A 19,135-nucleotide genomic window follows, 5' to 3' on the forward strand; every position below is an offset into this window, starting at 1 on the left:
CTACCTCACGGCCGTTTCGATAGTCGACTGCAAATCTGCAGCTGCGGCATGGTTTGCGTCAAGGCTTCTCACCTCGGCCAGCAACTCCGCCCCTTTGTCCGCGCGCCCCAGACCGAATAGAGCCTGGGCTCGAAGGAATTTGGCCGTAATTTCCTGTCGACGGATCATATCCTCATCAAACAGCAGCATCGCCGGAAGCGAGGTCGCGAAGTAATCGATCTTGGGAGTTTGGCTCTCGAGCTCGATCGAATAGTCATAGATCTGCTGAAACAACTCGCGCGCCTCCTCCTCCAGCCCCAGACTGGAAAGCGCCAGGGCGCTCCAGTAGGTATTCTCCGAAATAGCATGGACCTGCATCTGCTGAAAGTCACCGCGATGCTTTGCAGCCCGCCTCCAGTGCAAGACTGCCCGCTCTCGATCCTGGTTGGCGTCGAAACTGACACCCAGCCAATAGTCAATCATGCTGAGATTCATGAGTAGATGCTTCGCCTCGCTGATGCTCTGCGGAGGATTCCAGGCCGCTTCGAATCGCAAGGTAGCCTCCGTAGGATCGCCAGCCGTCAAAGCCTTCTGACCGAGTAGAAGGTTGGCACGGACATACTGCGATAGCACAAGTCCTTCCCCACCTTCCCACGGTTGAAATCTCCGGTTGAGCAATACCTTCAAAGCTTCTTCGGGCAACCCAACCTGGTTATAGAGCGAAGCCAGTTCAACCGCAAGATCATCGCGGGAAGCCACAAGATTGCGGTGCTGCCTGAGCGCGGCGAGCCTGAGCTCAGGAGACACTCCGGTACGCTTCATCAACTGGTCTTGCTCATATACGATGCGAGCATCCGAGGGGGCTGTCTCCCGCGCTCGCTCAAAGGCATGTCGCGACTTATCACCGTCGCCAAGGACGTTGTAGTAGGCGATACCGAGATTGCGCCACGCCGTAGCATTATCGGCATCCAGCTTAGTCGCGCGCTCCCATTGTTCAATCGCCTCTTCGTGGCGGCACCGGTCGTAGAGCAGGTTCCCGAGGTAGTATGGTGCGCGCGAATCTATGGGATTCCGCTCGATCGCAGCCTTCAGAACCTGGAACTCCTCGAGCCTGTTGGGGAATACATAGACTCTATCAGCGGCAGCTGCGAACCGATAGGTGTCCATTCCCTTCTCTGCATCGTCGAGCAGGAAGTAGACGTGCGCGAGTGTGTAGAGCAACATGGTACCCGCTCCATCTCGCCCTTCGATTCTTCCATGAGAAAGCACATCCCTGGCCTCTTCGAGCAGGCCAGATCGAACCAGGTCGAGCCCGAAGTCCAACCGCTGCTGTCCGTTCTTCGGAGCCGCGCCCGACAAGAGGTAGCGGCTCCAGTTGTCCAGAGGGTCGAGTTGACGAGTTGCCTCAAGACAGGCGTGGGCTTCCTCGTCTCTTCCAAGTCGCCGCAGCATCACAGCCTTTAGATTGCGCGCATTCAGATTGTCAGCATCCGCGCGTAGAGAACGCTCGAGATGGTCTAGCGCCAACTTCCATTGATGCCTCCTCGCATCGATCTCGCCAAGACGATGGTATGCAGGTCCGCGCCAGGCGGCATTCCATGTTGACTTGTAGAACGCGTCGTACGCTTCGGCCTCTTTTCCCTGGAAGCTGAGCGTCAGTCCCAGATTGTAGTGCGGCTCACCGTCGTACGGATTGGGGTTGCGCTCCGTCAATCTCGCAATAGCCACGCGAAGATAGCGTTCCGCGACCTCAAATTCACCGCGCCTCATATGCCAGCGGCCTAACGCATGGTTGGATCGGCTGTCTTCGCTGTCTCGACGAACAGCCTCAAGCCAGTAATCCTCCGGATGCCGAGTCGCGTGCCTGTATTGCTCCAGGTGTAGTCCGATGAGGTATAACTCGTCGTTCGATTGGATGTCGTGAGGCAGGTCCGGCTCAACAGCCACAATCGGACTAGGTGCCGCTATGATCTCTTCTGGTGCGAATCGGAGAATGACCTGTTCGTCAGCGCCTTCGCCGATCTTGAGCACGATTTCCAGCCCTATAGTGTCCCCCCCTATAGGAAACTCCTTATGGAGTGGGGACTCGGGCCTCAACTCTCCATGCCATGATCCGATCTCGCCGCCCTCGAGCTTGACCGATAGCGTAGCTTGGGACAGTGGACGAGTCACAAGCAAGTGAACCGCGACCCTGCCGGGAAGAATTTCCGCCCGAACCGCGGCCTCTGTATTTGCAAGATCCGGTACGCCGATTTCTCGAAGGGGATACCAGAACTGACTAAACGTCTTCGTCTCTCCCGGAGCCAAAAATGAAAAGTCGGGCTGGTTATCTGTATAGACTCCAGACATCAATTCGACGTAGGGTCCGTCGGAGTCGGTGAGGCTTCGATCCCAGGCGTACCCAAACTCATGATTTCCCCAGGTCCACTGCTTCTTGCCGGGGGAGATATGGTGATTCGCAACATGGACCATGCCAGCATCGGCGGCGTGATCGTAGCCACCAGCAAAATCTCCCTTTGAGTTCGCAATCATGTAGCTCGTCGGAACAGGGATGTTCGCGTACCAACTCAGATCATTGGGCGCATACGAACCATCGGGCACGAAGTGCGCAGGCATCTCTTCCTTCGGGACCCCATGAATCGAGCGCTCGCCATAGTCAATCCCATAGTAGAGTCCCTGGCTAAGGGGGAACTCGGTGACAGCGCGCTTAGCGTGGTCTGCAACGAACCGGACGTCAGTAGGAAAAAACGACTGATACTTCTCGTGGACCCGGGTCGCGACGTTTGCCCACCACAGAAATGTTTGCGTATCCTGCGTTCGATTGTAGAGACGAACTTTAAGCTCGACAAAGCCTTTGCCCGGGTGCAGACAAACTCCATGCATCCCCTTCATCCGCACCATGGGGTCCTGATCGCTGCACCAGATCGTGACTGATCCATCCTTTTCATCGCGTTCAATCGATACTTCTACCGGCATGAACGTCGCTGGCCGGTGATGCTGCGGCCAGTTGAACTCCACTCCCCCGGAGATCCAAGGGCCGGCAAGACCAACCAGTGCAGGCTTGATCACGTTCTGACGATAGAAGAAGTCATAGCCATTGAGTTTGTCGTACCCGACGTGAATGCGGCCGCCAATCTCCGGCATAATCATCAGTCGAATGAACTCATTTTCGATGTGGACGGCCTTCCACTCCTGCGATCGCGGTTCCGTATCGATCCGGTCGATGACCGCCATCGGATAGACCCGACCGCTGCTGCCCTGATAAACTCTTTTTTCGAGAAACAACGGATTCGGGTCAGGCTCCGCAGGCAGATAGGACCGCATCACCACCGGCTCCTCCCAAGCCTTCACTGAACCCGTTTCAGTAGACGGTGCGTTTGGCAACTGCAACTTCGGAAGCCCTTCCACCACCTGGAAAGCACTGCCGTTGACGAACGAATCCTTTTGTCCTGCCATATCTCCCCCGGATAACGCGTGTGCTGCAGCTCCGCAAAATCTTCTTGAAGCTTGCACCGATGCGCCGCTGACCTCTTGCGACGAGATTACGTTTACGTTACCGCAAGACAAACTTTAGGCAGCTATTGCGACCTTGTCAAGGAAGGATGACGCAGGCCCTACTTGTGATCGCGCCTAAATGGATGGTTTGCATAACGAAGACTACAACATCCTTAGGTCCGCGCAGACGCTTTGCGCAACACATCCGCTGCCGACTCCGGAGTAATGTCCCGTTGCGGCCCACCCAGCAATTCGAACCCGACCATGAACTTTCGGATCGTCGCCGACCGCAGTAGAGGGGGGTAGAAGTGAACATGGAACTGCCATTCAGGGTGCTCCTCGTGATCGTAAGGTGCTGGGTGTAACCCCATTGAATATGGAAATGGAGTATCAAAGACCGCATCGTAGGTCGCGGTGACAGTTTGCAATATGTCCGCAAACTCCAGCCTCTCTGCTGCAGCCATGTCCTCCAAGCGAACCATATGGCGACGGGGCAAAATCATGATCTCAAACGGCCAAACAGCCCAGTACGGGACGAGGGCCACAAATCCTGCGTTCGCCGCCACAATGCGCTCACCGAGAGACAGCTCCATTGACAGGTAGGCACATAACAAGACCTCATGCCTTTCTTGGAAATACGCTTTTTGCCCCCTAAGCTCTGTTATCACTTCGTTGGGAATCGAACGACTTGCCCATGCCTGGCCATGTGGATGCGGATTACTCGCTCCCATCATCGCTCCCCTGTTCTCGAAGATCTGAACATAGGAGATGTCCTTGCGCCCCCCGAGTTCTACGTACTGTTCCTCCCAGACGTCAACGACGGCCCGAATATCCTCTAACGACATTTTGGCTAGAGTCAGGTCGTGGCGGGGCGAAAAGCAGATGACGCGACAAATACCGGTTTCTCCTTCTGCGACCAGAAGCCCTCTTCCACCCTCATCGCTGGCGAAAGCTGGAGCGTTCAGCTTCAAGGCAGCGTAGTCATTTTCGAAGACATAGGTGCTTGTGTACTTGTCAGTTCGAACTCCTCCGGCACGGACATTTCCCGGGCATAGATAGCAATCAGGATCGTACTCCAATGTCACAGCAGCTGCGGACTTCTCGATCTGACCTTGCCACGGACGCTGCGTTCGGTTAGGAGACACCAGCACCCACTCTTGCTTTAGGGGATTGAACCGTCGATGTGGATTGGTCTGTGCCAATGGATTCATCGAACCGACTCCCGTGCCGTCATCGCCAAAGCACCGTCTGAGGGAGCACACACGTAACAATCGGCCAGAATCCCAGTAGAGTGCTCATACTCTCGTCCCACAGAGGTAACAAATCGCTCTACATGGTCCACGGCAACCAGATTCACCGTGCAGCCCCCAAAACCGCCGCCCGTGATTCGAGCCCCCAAACACCCATCCTGCCGCGTAGCTATCGCGACCAGCGCATCAACCTCATTGCAGCTTGCCGCGAAGTCGTCACGCATGCTGGCATGCGCATCCACCATAAGTCTGCCGAACTGCACCAGATCACGCTGCAACAGCGCTTCCCTGGCCCGAAGAACCCTGATATTTTCGGTAATGATGTGGCGGCACCGCGCGAAACTTTCCTCGGACATGTCTTCTCTGCATGCATCGAGATCTTGAAGCGTTGCGTCCCGCAGAAGTTCGACGCGGGGAAACCTTCTCCGCAAAGCAGCCTGCCCCGCCTCGACTTCGTCTCGCCGATTTCCGTACTCTCCAGTTGCGACGGCGTGCTTGACCATCGAATTGCAGATCACCACCTTCACTTCATCCGGTAAAGGCAGCAACTCGTACTTTAACGAACGACAATCCAGCAGCATTGCTCGATTTGCTACAGCTCCAGCGACCACAAACTGGTCCATAATCCCACTCTTGGCTCCGACAAATTCGTTTTCGGCGCGCCGACAAAGGTTTGCGATCTTCTCAAGCGGCAATTGAACATTCGCATGATTCAGCAACGCCATCGCCGTCGCAACCTCCACCGATGCCGACGAGCTCAGCCCTGCCCCGAGGGGAACATCACCTACGAGATTGATATTGACTCCACCAATCTCAACACCTTCCTGCAGAAGACTCCACAGGACACCAGTGGGATAGTCACTCCAGTGGCCGAGGGGATAGCGGTCTAGTGTGGCAAGGTTCAGAACAACCTTCTCTTCGTAGTTAGCCGAGTAGATGACTGCCTGTTCGTCGTTACGTGCGCTTATTGCGGCCGAAGTATGGAACCCGATCGCCATAGGCATCACGAACCCACCGGTATAGTCGGTATGCTCCCCAATAAGATTTACACGGGCCGGCGCAACAAAACTCCGACCCTCCTGTCCGAACAGCTGCTCGTGCTCCCGGAGCGCTTCTTCGTATTCCTGCACCATGCAACACACCAACTTTGATCGTTTATTTGAAATATGGAACGGCCCAATAGTCGATTCGCTCGAACCGTACATTTCTGCCTGTCATAGACTGCTCTGGATAATTCGAGTGAAGCATTAAAGCGTAACGATCTGGAATCCTGTCTTTGGCCAGATACACCCAAAAGCAAGATACGACAGGCTATTGCAGTGTAGGTACACGAACAATTCTCATCTATCACCTTTGTTACATTACGACCGAAGTGCGTGTACGATACCGTCATGGAAAGGTTTCATATCGGCTTGTCCATTGTCAACATTTTTTTGCTCGCGGCCGTGAAGGCGTAAATTGATAAGAGGAAATCACCCCCATCCGATGAACGACCAAGAAATGCTATGGCTTCAGAACGACGTCCTGAGGGTAGGAGTTCTCCCGGCCTTCGGCGGCAAGATCGCCTCCTTGCGCAGCGTGCGAACGGGGGTGGAGTTCCTTCTCCCGCCCCTCGGCGCCTACTACCATGTATCGCCCGCAGCGAACTTCAGCGAAAGTGACTGCGGGGGCTTTGACGAATGTCTACCCAGCGTGGCAGCCTGCGAGCCTCACGCAGGCAACGGCCCAGTGCCGGACCACGGTGATCTCTGGCGCCTGAATTGGAATGCCGAGGTCCAGTCCGATGCGATCACCCTCCACGCCGAAGCGGGGTCCCGCCCCCTTCGCCTCACCAGAACTGCGAAACTTCGTGGGGGATCCCTCCTTCTCGACTACGAGTTGTTGAACCTTTCAGACAGGACCACGAGTTGGCTGTGGTCTGCTCACCCGCTCCTCCGTGTGGAAGCAGGAGACCGGATCGTATTGCCAGAATCCGTAAGAGGTGTGTCTGTCGAATATTCGGCTGGAGATCAGTTTCTTCGGAACACCATGATCGGCTGGCCAGCCGCGAACTCGACATCGGGTGTTGTTGTAGACCTCAGCACGGTGGGAGAGAAGGATGGCGTGACCGCACACAAACTGTTCGCGAAGATGGACAAATCCGCTTGGAGTGCCCTATATCGGGTAAGAGCTGCTCAGGGTGTGATCTTGCGCTTCGATCACGCTACGCTTCCCTTCCTTGGAATCTGGATTTGTTCTGGGGCGTGGCCCGAGGAAAGACAGGAAAAGCAATACACGGTGGCACTCGAGCCTACGACATCGAATGTCGACTCCTTAGCTGACGCAGAGCGCAATGGAACTGCGCAAAGCCTCGCGCCCAGGTGCAGTTGCAGGTGGCAAATCGAGATTGAGCTCGTTGAGGCTTTGTCCCTCGTGGATTTCGAACACTTATGCTCGGATGCTTCCTCTAAGCCATCCAGTCCAGCACCTGTCGTAAATTTGTAGCGGAAGCGGAGGTGGTCCCTCTCGATAGGGTGGGAGCGATCGCGCATGCGATACGATGGCCCTCAAACCAGACCAAAAAGCGGGATTGCTCCGCACCGGCAAGACGCGATTGATTGATCCACGTGTAGTAGGCCCCCATATCAGCGTCCACGAGTGAGCCTTCGTGATCCTGTGGCTGTTGTAGAGGGTCACGGACCAGAAGCTGCTCCATTGGGGCATTCACCTGCCGAGGAGAGAATCGTGCGAACAGAGTAAGCGGTTGCGCACGATGCAGACACTCACGCGCTGCCCATTGAACAAACGTCGTACTGTAGATCTGGCATCCTGCTCCCTGGGTCAATACATTGACCTCAAAGTGGCGTAACACAGCATCTTCGGCAGAACCTTTGAGGTCCAGATCCTCCGGACTCAGGCTCGCGACATACGAGCTGACTGCTTCTACTCCAACGGGTTCAGTGGAGTTTTGGCGAGACACGAACTGCTTCAATAACGAGAACTCGCGTCTTGTAGCTGGAACGAGTCTGTCGTAGGACATAGTAGTCAGGTTAGTTGCGCCGCCAACTGCAGCATGGGGTGCGCCACCCTCGATATACCAGTGAGCGTATTCAGTAGGATATCGTTGCGCGCGCGAGCGTACTTCAGCGAGTAGGATCTCCAATCCGCCTACAGGGTCGACTTGTGTAAAGAGAGTGCCATGGGGCAGGAGTTTCCGAAACAGGGATCGCTCTGTCTGTTCGGAACCCTGGCCGAGGGTGACGATCGTCCACCGCGGACCGGCCGGCATCATCGGTTTGAGAGCCGTCTCCAGATATTGCTGATAATCCTGCGCCGCCTCATGATAGCGATCGATCTGATGCTCCGACCACAGATATGCTGTGAGCTGTTCGCTAAACAACTGCGGACGATCAACCCACTCCGCGCCGCGAAGCTCGGCGGAGAGCACAATCGTAGAGAACGGCGTCATTAGCGCATCGAAAGATGCGGCGTCCAGCCCACTCAACAGATCGAATTGCCGGGATAGCTGTTCACGTTCCGCCGGGAAGCACCAGTCAAACTGAATAACTTGTCGCAGCATCAGTGACGCTAAAATCAAGGGCATCCGCCGCAGCGCTGGAAGATTGCTGACCGCGAAGGAACGGGCCTGCTGCGGATACCGCACAAAGCTTTCAGCTCGAAGCTCGCTCGGAACCATTAGAGCACCTCTGTGATGAGCCGACCTTTGGCCAAAGGGGTTGCAAAGTTCATCAGAGAACCGAGCGTTGGGACGAGGTCCAAGGAATCCAGTGCTCTATCGACGGTCAGGTTCTGTCGGATGTGTGGTCCCATTGCCATCATCCACGTAGTGCGTGACAGTGGGTCGCCGGTGCGGTGGTGCTGGAAACCATTGCCGGAAGCATTGAAGTCCGAATCGCGACCGAAATCCGGAAGCACAAGCATAGTTGTGCGACCTTTGTACTCCGGATTGCTTTCGATCATCTGCCATATCTCCGCACAAAGCCTGTCGGTTCGTCTAATACCGTCTAGATAAAGTGAATACGCGCCGGTATGCGCAACGTCCATGTCGTGAAGAGTGATCCACAGAAGGCTGGGAGCAAATTGCCGCATCAACTGACGCATGACGTAGACGGAGAGTTCGTCCGGGCTCGACAAGGTCTTGGCGTGCTGCGCAAAATCATCCACGGAAAGATGTAACATCTCGGTCAGCCTGGAGCGCTCGACATCGGAATGAACGGATGGCGGCGTAAACAAGAGCTCTTCGTAATTATCCTGCAAAAGAAACTCGAGTCCCCCTGATTTTGCCGACGACCTCCCTAGAGCGGACGCGAGCAAATGCTTTGGCAACACGACTTGAGCTCCAAATCCTGCGGCAAATCTTCCACCAGCACTCTGGCCGATGCGGTTGAAACCATTACTGGGCGCAATCACCCAAGTGTCGTTCGCCGGTCGACCCAACCCCTTACGGAAGTATTCAAAGACCGTTGGATTCTCTGGTGCTATATCGGCGAAATTATCGAAACGCTCGTAAACGCCGGTAGCCAGACTCGCAGTAGCGACATAGTGGCCCAAAATTCCACGATTCACGACTTGCGTGAAGAACGTAGCCTGCGGAATCAATTCCTTCATGAGGTGAGGGATATTCTCTTGGCCCTCCGGCGCGAAGGTCTCTTCATCGCGGGCCCCTCCACCAAATGTGACCACGACAGTTTTATGGCTTTTCGGCAGCAGCGCAGCGTGGAGAGGACTGAAGCTAAACAACCTGCTACCTGCGCCTGTTGCGGCCGCAGAGCGTAGGAATGCGCGACGCGTGAGAGCCCTCTGTTGCGCGATGTGCAGCAAGGTGTTCGTGTGAGTAGACCTCGATTACGTACTCTACCAGCGTTATGCGTCCCGGGTAAACCAAGTCGCGTCGGCGATGACCATTTGTCGCTTCGCACTCTCTGGACATCTCGAGCGTCATGGTTGATGCTCCAAACTCTTTGACCGTTCCACCACCAAGAACATCTGCAAGTTGATTGAGATACAGCCTCGCCGCCGCATGCTCAGGTGTTTCACCATCCTTGTCCTTGATGTTCCTCTTTGCTCCAGCATCGAGTAGTATGCGCGCGATGTCGGTGTCCCCGTAGTACGTCATGGCGGCGTAGTGCAGTGGTGTCATTCCAAGATCGTCCTTGGCATTGACGTCGAAGTGCTTTCGATCAATACAGCGAGTACATCTTTATTGTTTGCCAGCACTGCTTGCACAAGAGCATCGACTTGCCGCTCCTCTCCCTCAATATTGGCTCCTGATTCGATCAGAAACCGCACCATCTTCGCGTCTCCCATTTGGATTGCAAACGTCAGAGGGGTCTTTTCTCCGAACATACTGTCAAGCGAGTCTCCGTGCTGGAGGAGCAGGCGAGCAGTTTTAATCTCCCCTGTCCCTGCAGCCAGAAACAGAGGCAATGGCACTGCCAGATTCTCGTTGCCCTTTGCGTCTTTTCTGGACATTCAAGCTCTGCTCCATGCTCAAGCAGCAAGGGTACGAGCTCAGTGGTCCCGCGGTAATTGGCAGCAACCGACAATGCGCTCTAGCCGTCCACCGTGCACGTATTCACATTTGCCCTTCCTCTTCATTGAATCCATGATCTGGAAATTGGGCAAACGCGGCTGGTGCGAGCGCAAACAGGTAAAATAATACAAACTTTCGCAACTTTAAAGTACGATAACGCAAAATAACATCCTCCTCGCGGCGGCACAGGGTTGATATAACCAGCGGCGCTTTTTAGCAGTTCAACTCAGAGTTCTTCATCTTTGGAGGAGATAGATCTTTCCACTATCTCTGAGATTGTCTTGAGTGCATTCGTTTTCGCGATGCTTGCTCCGAGTACTTCAGCTCGATCGCGGAAACTCGGTTCACGCAGTACCTGAAGGACCGCATGCCGAATTTGCTCCGGCGTGGGAACTCCGGTCCTAAGATCGATTCCAACACCGCTCCATCTCACCCGCGCACACACCTGCGGCTTATCCTCGCTCGCACCAGCCGAGACGACCGGGACACCGTAGCTGAGCGCTTGCTGAACACCGTTGTAGCCGCCATTGGTCACAAACACGCTTGTCTTAGGCAGTATCTGTTCATACGGAATATATGGCTCCACGATGGAGTTCCCTGCCGCGACGATGGACTCCACTGGCCCTCCGCCCGCAGTCACCACTACTTGCACGTCTTCGCCTGCGAGTCCAGTAAGCGCAGGATTCACAAGCTGATTGAAATCAAAGTTTGCCAGAGTTCCCTGCGTTACGAAAACCACCGGCTTGGAGTCAAGCAACCACGACGGTTCTTCCACTAGCCCCTTCGATTTAGGCAGAATCGGGCCTACGAAGCGCAGGTTCGGTCGCCGGTTGTGCATCGGAAATTCGAACTCCTCCGCGCCCAACTGGAGAAAGAGATCTGGAAGGCTATACATCGTGTCGGTGAGGTCGAACCCGCCAGGAACATGAGCATCGAGTTTCCGGAGCACTTCATCGACATATATATCCGCTGGGGCACGTCCCTCTTTCCATTTCCGGCTGTCTTCAAGGTTTCGTTTCAGCCCTTCTGGAGTCTCATCTGGTCCGGTCAATATGGAGAAAGCAGGATCATGCCACATAGGGGCTGTCGTGCCGCAGGAGATCACAGGAGGGCGAGGTTCGTTGCGCAATAGCAGCGGGAAGATTCCCCAATAACCCACGTCCGTCATCACAAGGTCAATATTCTCCTCGTCGATGATCCGGCGTAGTCCGCGATACTGATCCGGGATGCGGTCTCCCAGCATGTGCTTTACATAGCTATTCGACAGATCAATAGGGGAGGTGAAAGTCCTCAAACCGGGAATCAGTTCTCCCAACTGGCGATAGTCATAGTTGGCGTTCCCCTCCAGGGGAAGGAAACGCAGATCCCGGGCTTCCGCTTTGTCGCGGAAGAAATCAGAGCTGCTAAAGAGAACATCGTGGCCTTGCTGGCGCAAGAAACCAGCGACAATCAACATGGGACCTGCATGCCCTGCCAGGGGAGCTGCTGCAACTAGAACCTTACTCATCAATAAACTCCTTTATCTTCTCGAAACCAGGTGCCGTTTGGTTAACACCTGGAGTCATTCTTTTGTTCCTAGATCGACGAACTAGCGCCCCATTGAATCAATGGTTCGGGGAAACCGCTACATCGACAATCAAAAAGTGTGACAACAACGAGAGGGCCGCAAATTGCGACCCTCTCGTGTGGATCAGGAATCTATTCCGATTTTTCTAGCTCTTGAGGAATGCCAACAGGTGTTGATTGACGATATCTGCATGGGTCGTACACAGACCGTGCGGAGCCCCCGGTACAACTTCCAGCTTCGCATTCTTGACGATCTTGACTGTGAGCCGCCCGGAGTCGTCGATTGGAACGATTTGATCTGCATCACCTTGAATTACGAGCAAAGGCACCTCGATCTTCTTAAGATCTTCATTCTGATCGGTCTCAGAGAAAGCCTTCACGCAGTCGTACGATCCGACAATCGATGATTGCATTCCCATGCGCCAAAATGACTCACGAACCCCCTCAGAGACCTTCGCGCCAGGCTTGTTATAGCCAAAAAATGGAAGACTCAGATCTTTGTAGAACTGCGAACGATCACTAGCCACACCAGCTCGGATACCATCAAAAACCTCGATTGGCAGGCCACCAGGGTTGCTCTCGCTCTTCAACATAATTGGAGGCACTGCGGAGATCAGAACAGCTTTTTTTACCCGTGCATTCCCGTGTCTGCCGATGTAACGAGCGACCTCGCCTCCACCAGTGGAGTGACCGACCATGGTGATTTCTTTTACATTAAGATGTTCGATGAGTTCGGCCAGGTCATCGGCGTATTGGTCCATGTTGTCGTTGCCCCAGGTCTGTCCCGAACGTCCGTGACCGCGGCGATCATGAGCGATGACGCGATAGCCCTGCTTTCCAAGGAACAGCATTTGAGCATCCCATGCATCGGAACTGAGCGGCCAGCCGTGCGAGAAGGTCACGACCGGGCCGGTTCCCCAGTCCTTATAGAAGATGGATGTTCCATCTTTGGTTTCGAACATATTCATGTGTTTCGCTCCTTGCTTCATGCTACGCGAGGGTGACGGTTTCGCGGCTTTGGGTTGAAGGGCCAAGGCAGCCATGGGCAAACTCATGGTCGCCACCATCGCCGCGCCGCCTACAAGAATCTGACGGCGAGATATTTCGGCGATTTCGCTCTCGATCGGGGCCACAATTTCAGCGGGCCCTATTTTGGGGATGTGATCGAACCTGGACACGATTTGAATTCTTCCTTTGTGGAGCGACGATTGTCTGATCGGTCCGTCATCCTGAGGAAGCGCTATCTGCATCCTAAAATCGCTGACAGGAGGAGTTGACTACCTCGATCACTTCGATAGTAGAGGCGGGTCGAGGTGCTGCCAATTATATGTTTGTATATGCCAGAGTTCGGCTCCAGAGCATGGACAATCGCACAACTGCGGTAGTACTTCCAATTCGCTCATGGAATTCCGTTCGATCATCACACGCCCCCTCCGGCAGGCGTCATCGCGATATAGCCTTCGCGCAACCTTATGGAATTATCAACTGATCGTCCTCAAGGAACTCTCGAACGAAGGGATCGGGGGACGCTTTCATCTCTTCTACAGTGCCAAAGAACTGAATTTTACCTCTGTTCAGAAAGATAATGTGATCAGCAAGTTTTTCTGCAAGATGCGTATCGTGAGTCACTACGACGCTGGTCAAGTTCTGTTCCACTTTGAGCCGAGCTATCACCTGCCCTATTCCGTGCACCATCAAAGGGTCCACCATCGTCGTCGGCTCGTCATACAGCACCGCTTCAGGATCTTCGGCGATCGCTCTCGCAATCGCCACGGCGCGACGCAATCCCGTAGAGACCTCATCGGGTAGAAAGTCTCGGAGCTCTAGAATCCCGACTCTGTCCAATAAGGCATCGACTCTACTTTGGATTTGCGACTCGTCCAGGCATCCTCGCTCTCTCATCGGGAATGCTACGTTTTCTGCCACCGTAAGCGAATCAAAGAGCGCACCACTCTGGAACACCATCGTGACTTTCTTATGTATTTGTTCGAGCTGCTCCTCAGAGATATTGGTAATGTCCTGGCCTGCGACAATTACACGGCCTGAATCAGGCTTGAGAAAACCCATTAGAAGTTCCAGGCAGACCGATTTGCCCACGCCGCTTCGTCCCATCACGCACACCGTTTCGCCTCGCCCGACCTCGAACGTTACATTATCAAGTACCGTATTCGAGCCAAATGATTTGGACACCCCGTCAAAGACGAGGTAAGGCTTCCCGCACTGCTCCTCTGCAGTTCTCTCCTCGACCATTCAGATCCTCCAAACCACCGCGTCGAGCTTGCACACCTCCAGAGACTGACAAAGAGGTACTACTCAGTCAGTGGCGTTAGTGATTCGAGCATCGTCGGGATGAGTTCAGAGACGGTTGGGTGAATGTGCACAGCGTGCGTAATATTGGTGTACGGCGCTCCCGCGTACATTGTGTCCAAAATGCAATGTATAGCTTCATCTCCCCCTGTGCCCAAAATGGCAGCTCCGAGGATTTTTTGACTCTCGACATCGACCAGGACCTTCATAAATCCCAGACTTTCGCCCTTCTCAACGGCCCGGCCAACCCGGCTCATTGGACGGGTCCCGATGAGAGCCGCCCTTCCCGACTTTCTTACCTCGGTTTCAGTAAGGCCAACCTGCCCGAGCGGAGGATCGATATAAAGCGCATGTGCCTGGATTCGGTCCGAAACCCGGCGTAGGCCGCCATCAAGCAGATTGGCCGAAACAATTTCAAAATCGTTATAGGAAGTATGGGTGAAACCGCCGTGACCGTTGCAGTCTCCGAGAGCCCATATTCCTGGGACTGAAGTCCGTAGCTGGTCATCTATCTCGATATAGCCACGTTCATCCCGCTTGACTCCGACTTGGTCAAGCCCGAGATCGCTGGTATTGGGCGTCCGCCCCACCGCGAGAAGAATGTGAGACCCGGTAATTCGAACAACGCCATCAACACAGTTCATCCCAACAACCGGGCCAGCATCACTCGTGTCGAAGTGGATACACTCCGCCCCGAGATGGATCTGAATTCCTTCACCCTCAAGAATGTCCTTTATCGCGGCCGAGATATCTTCATCTTCATGCTGGACCAAACGAGAGCTGCGCTCCACAATCGTCACTTCACTTCCAAAGCGGCGGTACATCTGGGCGAACTCAAGGCCAATGTAGCTTCCCCCGACTACAACAAGATGCCGAGGAAGGACATCGAGTTCGAGAATGGAGGAGTTGGTAAGAAAGTTGATCTTCTCAATCCCTGGAAGCGGTGGGACAGTTGCTCGTGCGCCCACATTCAAGAAGATCTTGTCTGAGCTAAGCTCCTCTTCACCGACCCGAACGACTGAAGCTGAGGTTAGAACTGCCTGCCCAACGTATGCCGTACAGTTCGGCAGGCCTCGAACGAACGCCTCAACTCCAACCCGGGATTTCATGAGTACGTCATTCTTACGAGCCTTCAGCGCGTGCATATCAGCGCTGACCCCGCCCTCGATCGCAAGGCCATAGAAGGAAGCTCGTCGTGCCAGGTGAGCGGCATAGGCGCTCGCAACAAGCGTCTTGGTAGGAATGCAGCCCGTGTTTACGCATGTCCCACCGAAAAACTTGCGTTCGACGAGAGCTACCTTGTAGCCGGCCGCAGAGAGACTACCTGCCAAGGGCGGACCCGCTTGTCCAGAGCCCACGATAATCGCATCGAAATGTTTCATAGATCTCCCAGACCACAACGGTATTGCTGCGTTCGGATGCTCAGCACGCGTACCACCTGCGGGTAAAGCCTTACGGGCGACGAATGGACCAACGCTCCGTAGCTTACGGGAACGCGATACCTTAGGACGATGTTAGCGAAGCGATGAAAGCTCAACAACTATACGTTTGTATACGTCTCGCGGCAGTGACAGACTCCGCCCGAGGAACAAGGAACGATGACGGCTGCACGGGATCGGAGATATGGCGTGGCAATGTGCCTCTGGTCGTTACATATTGACTGCGCTCAGACAGCCGTCGATATGTCGACACTGGTGTCGACATATCGATAGTGGGCATATCGCAGATCTCCAAGATCTCAAATCGCCTCTCCAATTGTCCAATCCAACCGGTGCCCCGTTGCGACCGGCTAAAGCAGCTATCTCGAAGCACACTTCGGACTCACACCATCAACCGCCGGTCGAGCCAGCATTCCCGCCAACTGGCACTTCGATTGCACTACTGCCTGCTGCGACATCCGAAGATGTCGTGTAGCAGTTGGCTCTTCAGGCTACTACTCCACAGGGGTAAGTGGCTGTTCTCCAGCGAGAACGAATAGGTCGATGAACTGTTCTTGTCCTTCGGATTTGGGGAGTCTTGTGAAATCAACGAACCTGCAAGCAAAGATAAGGAAAAAAATGGCGAAGGTCCTATGCGTTCTTTTTGATGATCCTACCACTGGCTATCCCCCGCAATACGCGCGGAAAGATATTCCCAAAATAGAGGTCTACCCTGGCGGACAGGCTGTTCCGACTCCCGAGCACATAGACTTTACTCCTGGCGACCTCCTCGGTTGCGTCTCGGGCGGTCTTGGTTTGCGTAAATATCTTGAGGGTCTTGGCCATACCTTCGTTGTTACTTCGGACAAAGAAGGACCGGACTCCGTGTTCGAGAAGGAACTGCCCGATGCTGACATCGTCATTTCGCAGCCTTTCTGGCCTGCTTATCTCACAGCAGAACGGATTGCGAAGGCCAAGAAACTGAAGCTTGCGATTACGGCGGGTATTGGATCTGACCATGTCGACCTCGATGCTGCTATCAAAGCGGGAATCACCGTTGCCGAAGAAACATTCTCCAACAGTATCTCCGTCGCGGAACACGCTGTCATGATGATCCTCTCCCTGGTCCGCAACTACATTCCAGCGCACGATATCGCTGTCAAGGGCGGATGGAATATCTCCGACTGCGTCTCGCGTTCTTACGATATCGAAGGAATGCATGTTGGGACAGTAGCGGCCGGAAGAATTGGATTGGCTGTGCTGAAGCGGCTCAAACCCTTCGACGTTCGCCTTCACTACTTCGACAAGCATCGTTTGCCGGAAAGCGTCGAGCAGGAACTGGGACTTACGTATCACTCAAGCGTTGAGGAACTGGCCAAGGTCTGTGATGCCATCAGCATTCATGCCCCACTCTATCCCGGAACGAAAAACCTCTTCGATGAGAAGCTACTGAGCAGCATGAAGCCGGGGGCCTATATCGTCAATTGTGCCCGTGGTGAGATCTGCGATCGTGATGCCATCGTGCGGGCTCTGGAGAGCGGACAACTAGCTGGTTACGCCGGCGATGTTTGGTTCCCGCAACCTGCGCCCCAGGATCATCCTTGGCGGACGATGCCTCACAACGGGATGACTCCGCACATGTCAGGGGCTTCGCTCTCCGGGCAGGCTCGTTATGCTGCGGGAACGCGAGAGATTCTCGAATGCTGGTTTGAAAATAAGCCGATACGCAACGAGTATCTGATTGTCTCAGGCGGAGCGCTTGCCGGGACGGGCGCAAAGTCCTACGACGTCGCCGGGAAGACAGCACAGTAGCAGGACTCTCGTACTTTGCTTCACATGTCACGTGGAAACGGGCAGCTCTGCACATCGAAAGAGCCGCCCGTTTTCATTCGTACTCGGTAATGTCGGTGGAGCCCACACACGAGCGCCACCGCTTCGTATTCAGGCTCCTGCGAGCGCCTCGCTCTTGGAGACGATGCATTCCATCAACTCTTTCCAGGATTGGACGAACGATGCAGCTCCCTCATCCTGCAGTTGGGAGCCTAAGGCGTCTTTATCAATTCCACACTCGCCGAACTTTGCCAGGGCCTCGCCAGCTCCCGCAACCAGAGAATCACTGACCTTCCCATGGTCGGCAAAAGCCTTCAATGTAGCCTCTGGCATCGTGTTTACCGTAAAAGGTGAGGCGAGTGCCTGAACGTATAGGGTATCGGATGCCTTAGGATCCTTCGTTCCAGTGCTGGCAAAGAGCAAACGCTGGGCACGCGCCCCCTCATTGAAGACGCGTTGCCAGGGTTGCGAATCGAGCAAGCGACGGTAACTCTCATAGGCCTCCCCCGCTATGGCGATACCAAGCTGGTCACGGAGTTCCCCAGGAACCTTGTCCGCTACCGCTACATCCCAGCGGCTGACAAACAATGAGGCGACCGAGCCAACATGCGGATTCAATCCTGCCGTGATGCGCCGCTCGATGCCTCGAAGATAAGCCTGCGCTGCAGCAACATACTGTGTGGAGGAGAATAAGAGGGTCACATTGACAGGAATGCCCGCGAAGGTTGCCTCTTCGATGGCTGAGAGCCCCTCTCTGGTACCGGGGATCTTGATAAAAAGGTTCGGACGGGCAGCTAGTGCGTGGAGCGCCTTTGCTGCCACAAGCGTTCCAGCGGCGTCATTGGCCAGCAGTGGAGAGACCTCAAGGGATACCCATCCGTCTACGCCGTTTGTCCGGTCGTGAATTGGACGAAACAGATCTGCGGCCTGTCTGAGATCCTCGATCGCCAGCTCGAAGAAGAGTGCCTCGCCCGACTTGCCATCCTTTACCTTCCGACGAATGGCGTCATCATAGTCATGACTGTTCTTGATGGCATGGTCAAAGATTGTTGGGTTCGAGGTAAGCCCCGTGACCGAGAACTCCTGAATATAGCGGTTGAGTGTTCCACTCGTCAGCAGACCGCGAGTTATATTGTCCAGCCAAAGGCTCTGCCCTGTTTCGTGGAGTTTTTCGGTCGCTTTCATGAATATCTCCTAAAGCAATATGGTGGTGTTTGTGAGGTTGTCTACGCCTGCTGCAGTTGGGCCATGCAGGGATGGCACCTCGACAGAACGCATGGGAGCGCCAACCAATGACTAAAGACGATTGTGATTGCACTCACTCCCTCCTCCCAATGACAGACTGCTGATTGCGTTGCGTTAGGAAGTCGCCTTTATACAACCGGATCAGTCCCCTTTCGCGATGCAAATCTCAAAAGCCTCCGGGGCTAACCATGGCAGTGAGCATCCGCGAAACATGCCTCGTGGAGAGCGCCGAACTCCGTGAGGCAATCATAGTGATCCATGAGGGCCATGCCTAGATATATAAATGTATAAGTTCAACCGCCGGGTCAACTCAAACACGAAATCTTGCGAGTCGCCCGGGAGGGGGTGTCGAAATATCGACACCAATGACGCTCGGTCGACTCCGACATGGCAGCTTCAATAGCTATAGCAGTGCCCACTGCCATCGCTTGAAGCGATTCCCCGGAACGTTGCGATGTCGGCTCCTTGTCCTGCGTGACTCACAAGAACATTCAGCACGGAAAAGTGGTGCC

At 54.6% G+C, this 19,135-nt stretch carries 13 protein-coding genes; 1 reads left to right on the forward strand and 12 read right to left on the reverse strand.

Features of this window, described 5'->3' with window-relative positions; all coding sequences use genetic code 11:
• The 11 genes from FTO74_RS09715 to FTO74_RS09770 form a co-directional block, all read right to left on the reverse strand.
• Entirely contained in the window at nucleotides 1-3,435 is a 3,435-nt protein-coding gene (locus tag FTO74_RS09715) for a DUF5107 domain-containing protein (RefSeq protein WP_162537971.1), read from the reverse strand.
• Nucleotides 3,436-3,647: 212 nt separating this feature from the next.
• Nucleotides 3,648-4,685, reverse strand: coding sequence for a UDP-glucose--hexose-1-phosphate uridylyltransferase (locus tag FTO74_RS09720; RefSeq protein ID WP_162537972.1), 1,038 nt, complete (start codon nucleotides 4,683-4,685; stop codon nucleotides 3,648-3,650).
• Nucleotides 4,682-5,929, reverse strand: coding sequence for a galactokinase (galK, locus tag FTO74_RS09725; RefSeq protein WP_255462601.1), 1,248 nt, complete (start codon nucleotides 5,927-5,929; stop codon nucleotides 4,682-4,684). Before galK ends, FTO74_RS09720 begins: the two co-directional genes overlap by 4 nt.
• A 1,241-nt stretch (nucleotides 5,930-7,170) precedes the next feature.
• Nucleotides 7,171-8,400, reverse strand: coding sequence for a hypothetical protein (locus FTO74_RS09735; protein ID WP_162537974.1), 1,230 nt, complete (start codon nucleotides 8,398-8,400; stop codon nucleotides 7,171-7,173).
• On the reverse strand, nucleotides 8,400-9,464 hold the full coding sequence (locus tag FTO74_RS09740; RefSeq protein WP_162537975.1) for a hypothetical protein: 1,065 nt from the start codon (nucleotides 9,462-9,464) through the stop codon (nucleotides 8,400-8,402). Before FTO74_RS09740 ends, FTO74_RS09735 begins: the two co-directional genes overlap by 1 nt.
• Nucleotides 9,465-9,468: 4 nt before the next feature.
• On the reverse strand, nucleotides 9,469-9,864 hold the full coding sequence (locus FTO74_RS09745; RefSeq protein ID WP_162537976.1) for an ankyrin repeat domain-containing protein: 396 nt from the start codon (nucleotides 9,862-9,864) through the stop codon (nucleotides 9,469-9,471).
• Nucleotides 9,861-10,196, reverse strand: a complete 336-nt coding sequence (locus FTO74_RS09750; protein ID WP_162537977.1) for an ankyrin repeat domain-containing protein — start codon at nucleotides 10,194-10,196, stop codon at nucleotides 9,861-9,863. The genes FTO74_RS09745 and FTO74_RS09750 overlap by 4 nt, the downstream gene beginning before the upstream one ends.
• Nucleotides 10,197-10,483: 287 nt before the next feature.
• Nucleotides 10,484-11,764: a nucleotide disphospho-sugar-binding domain-containing protein gene (locus tag FTO74_RS09755; RefSeq protein ID WP_162537978.1), complete on the reverse strand. Its 1,281-nt coding sequence runs from the start codon at nucleotides 11,762-11,764 to the stop codon at nucleotides 10,484-10,486.
• Between the two features lie 205 nt (nucleotides 11,765-11,969).
• Complete coding sequence (locus FTO74_RS09760; RefSeq protein WP_220399129.1) at nucleotides 11,970-12,791, reverse strand: alpha/beta hydrolase; 822 nt, start codon at nucleotides 12,789-12,791, stop codon at nucleotides 11,970-11,972.
• A gap of 502 nt (nucleotides 12,792-13,293) precedes the next feature.
• Nucleotides 13,294-14,073 carry an ATP-binding cassette domain-containing protein gene (locus FTO74_RS09765; protein ID WP_162537979.1) on the reverse strand — a complete coding sequence of 260 codons (780 nt, stop codon included), beginning with the start codon at nucleotides 14,071-14,073 and terminating at the stop codon, nucleotides 13,294-13,296.
• 59 nt (nucleotides 14,074-14,132) lie between these two features.
• Nucleotides 14,133-15,512 carry an FAD-containing oxidoreductase gene (locus FTO74_RS09770; protein ID WP_162537980.1) on the reverse strand — a complete coding sequence of 460 codons (1,380 nt, stop codon included), beginning with the start codon at nucleotides 15,510-15,512 and terminating at the stop codon, nucleotides 14,133-14,135.
• 636 nt (nucleotides 15,513-16,148) lie between these two features.
• On the opposite strand from FTO74_RS09770, the gene FTO74_RS09775 reads away from it, so the two are divergent.
• The gene (locus FTO74_RS09775; protein ID WP_255462165.1) at nucleotides 16,149-17,360 is read left to right on the forward strand and encodes an NAD-dependent formate dehydrogenase; all 1,212 of its coding nucleotides are present in this window, start codon (nucleotides 16,149-16,151) and stop codon (nucleotides 17,358-17,360) included.
• 129 nt (nucleotides 17,361-17,489) lie between these two features.
• Here the strand turns inward: FTO74_RS09775 and tal are convergent, their stop codons facing one another.
• Nucleotides 17,490-18,563 carry a transaldolase gene (tal, locus tag FTO74_RS09780; RefSeq protein WP_162537981.1) on the reverse strand — a complete coding sequence of 358 codons (1,074 nt, stop codon included), beginning with the start codon at nucleotides 18,561-18,563 and terminating at the stop codon, nucleotides 17,490-17,492.
• Nucleotides 18,564-19,135: the final 572 nt, after the last annotated feature.

Source organism: Granulicella sp. WH15 (assembly GCF_009914315.1).
Classification (GTDB): domain Bacteria; phylum Acidobacteriota; class Terriglobia; order Terriglobales; family Acidobacteriaceae; genus Edaphobacter.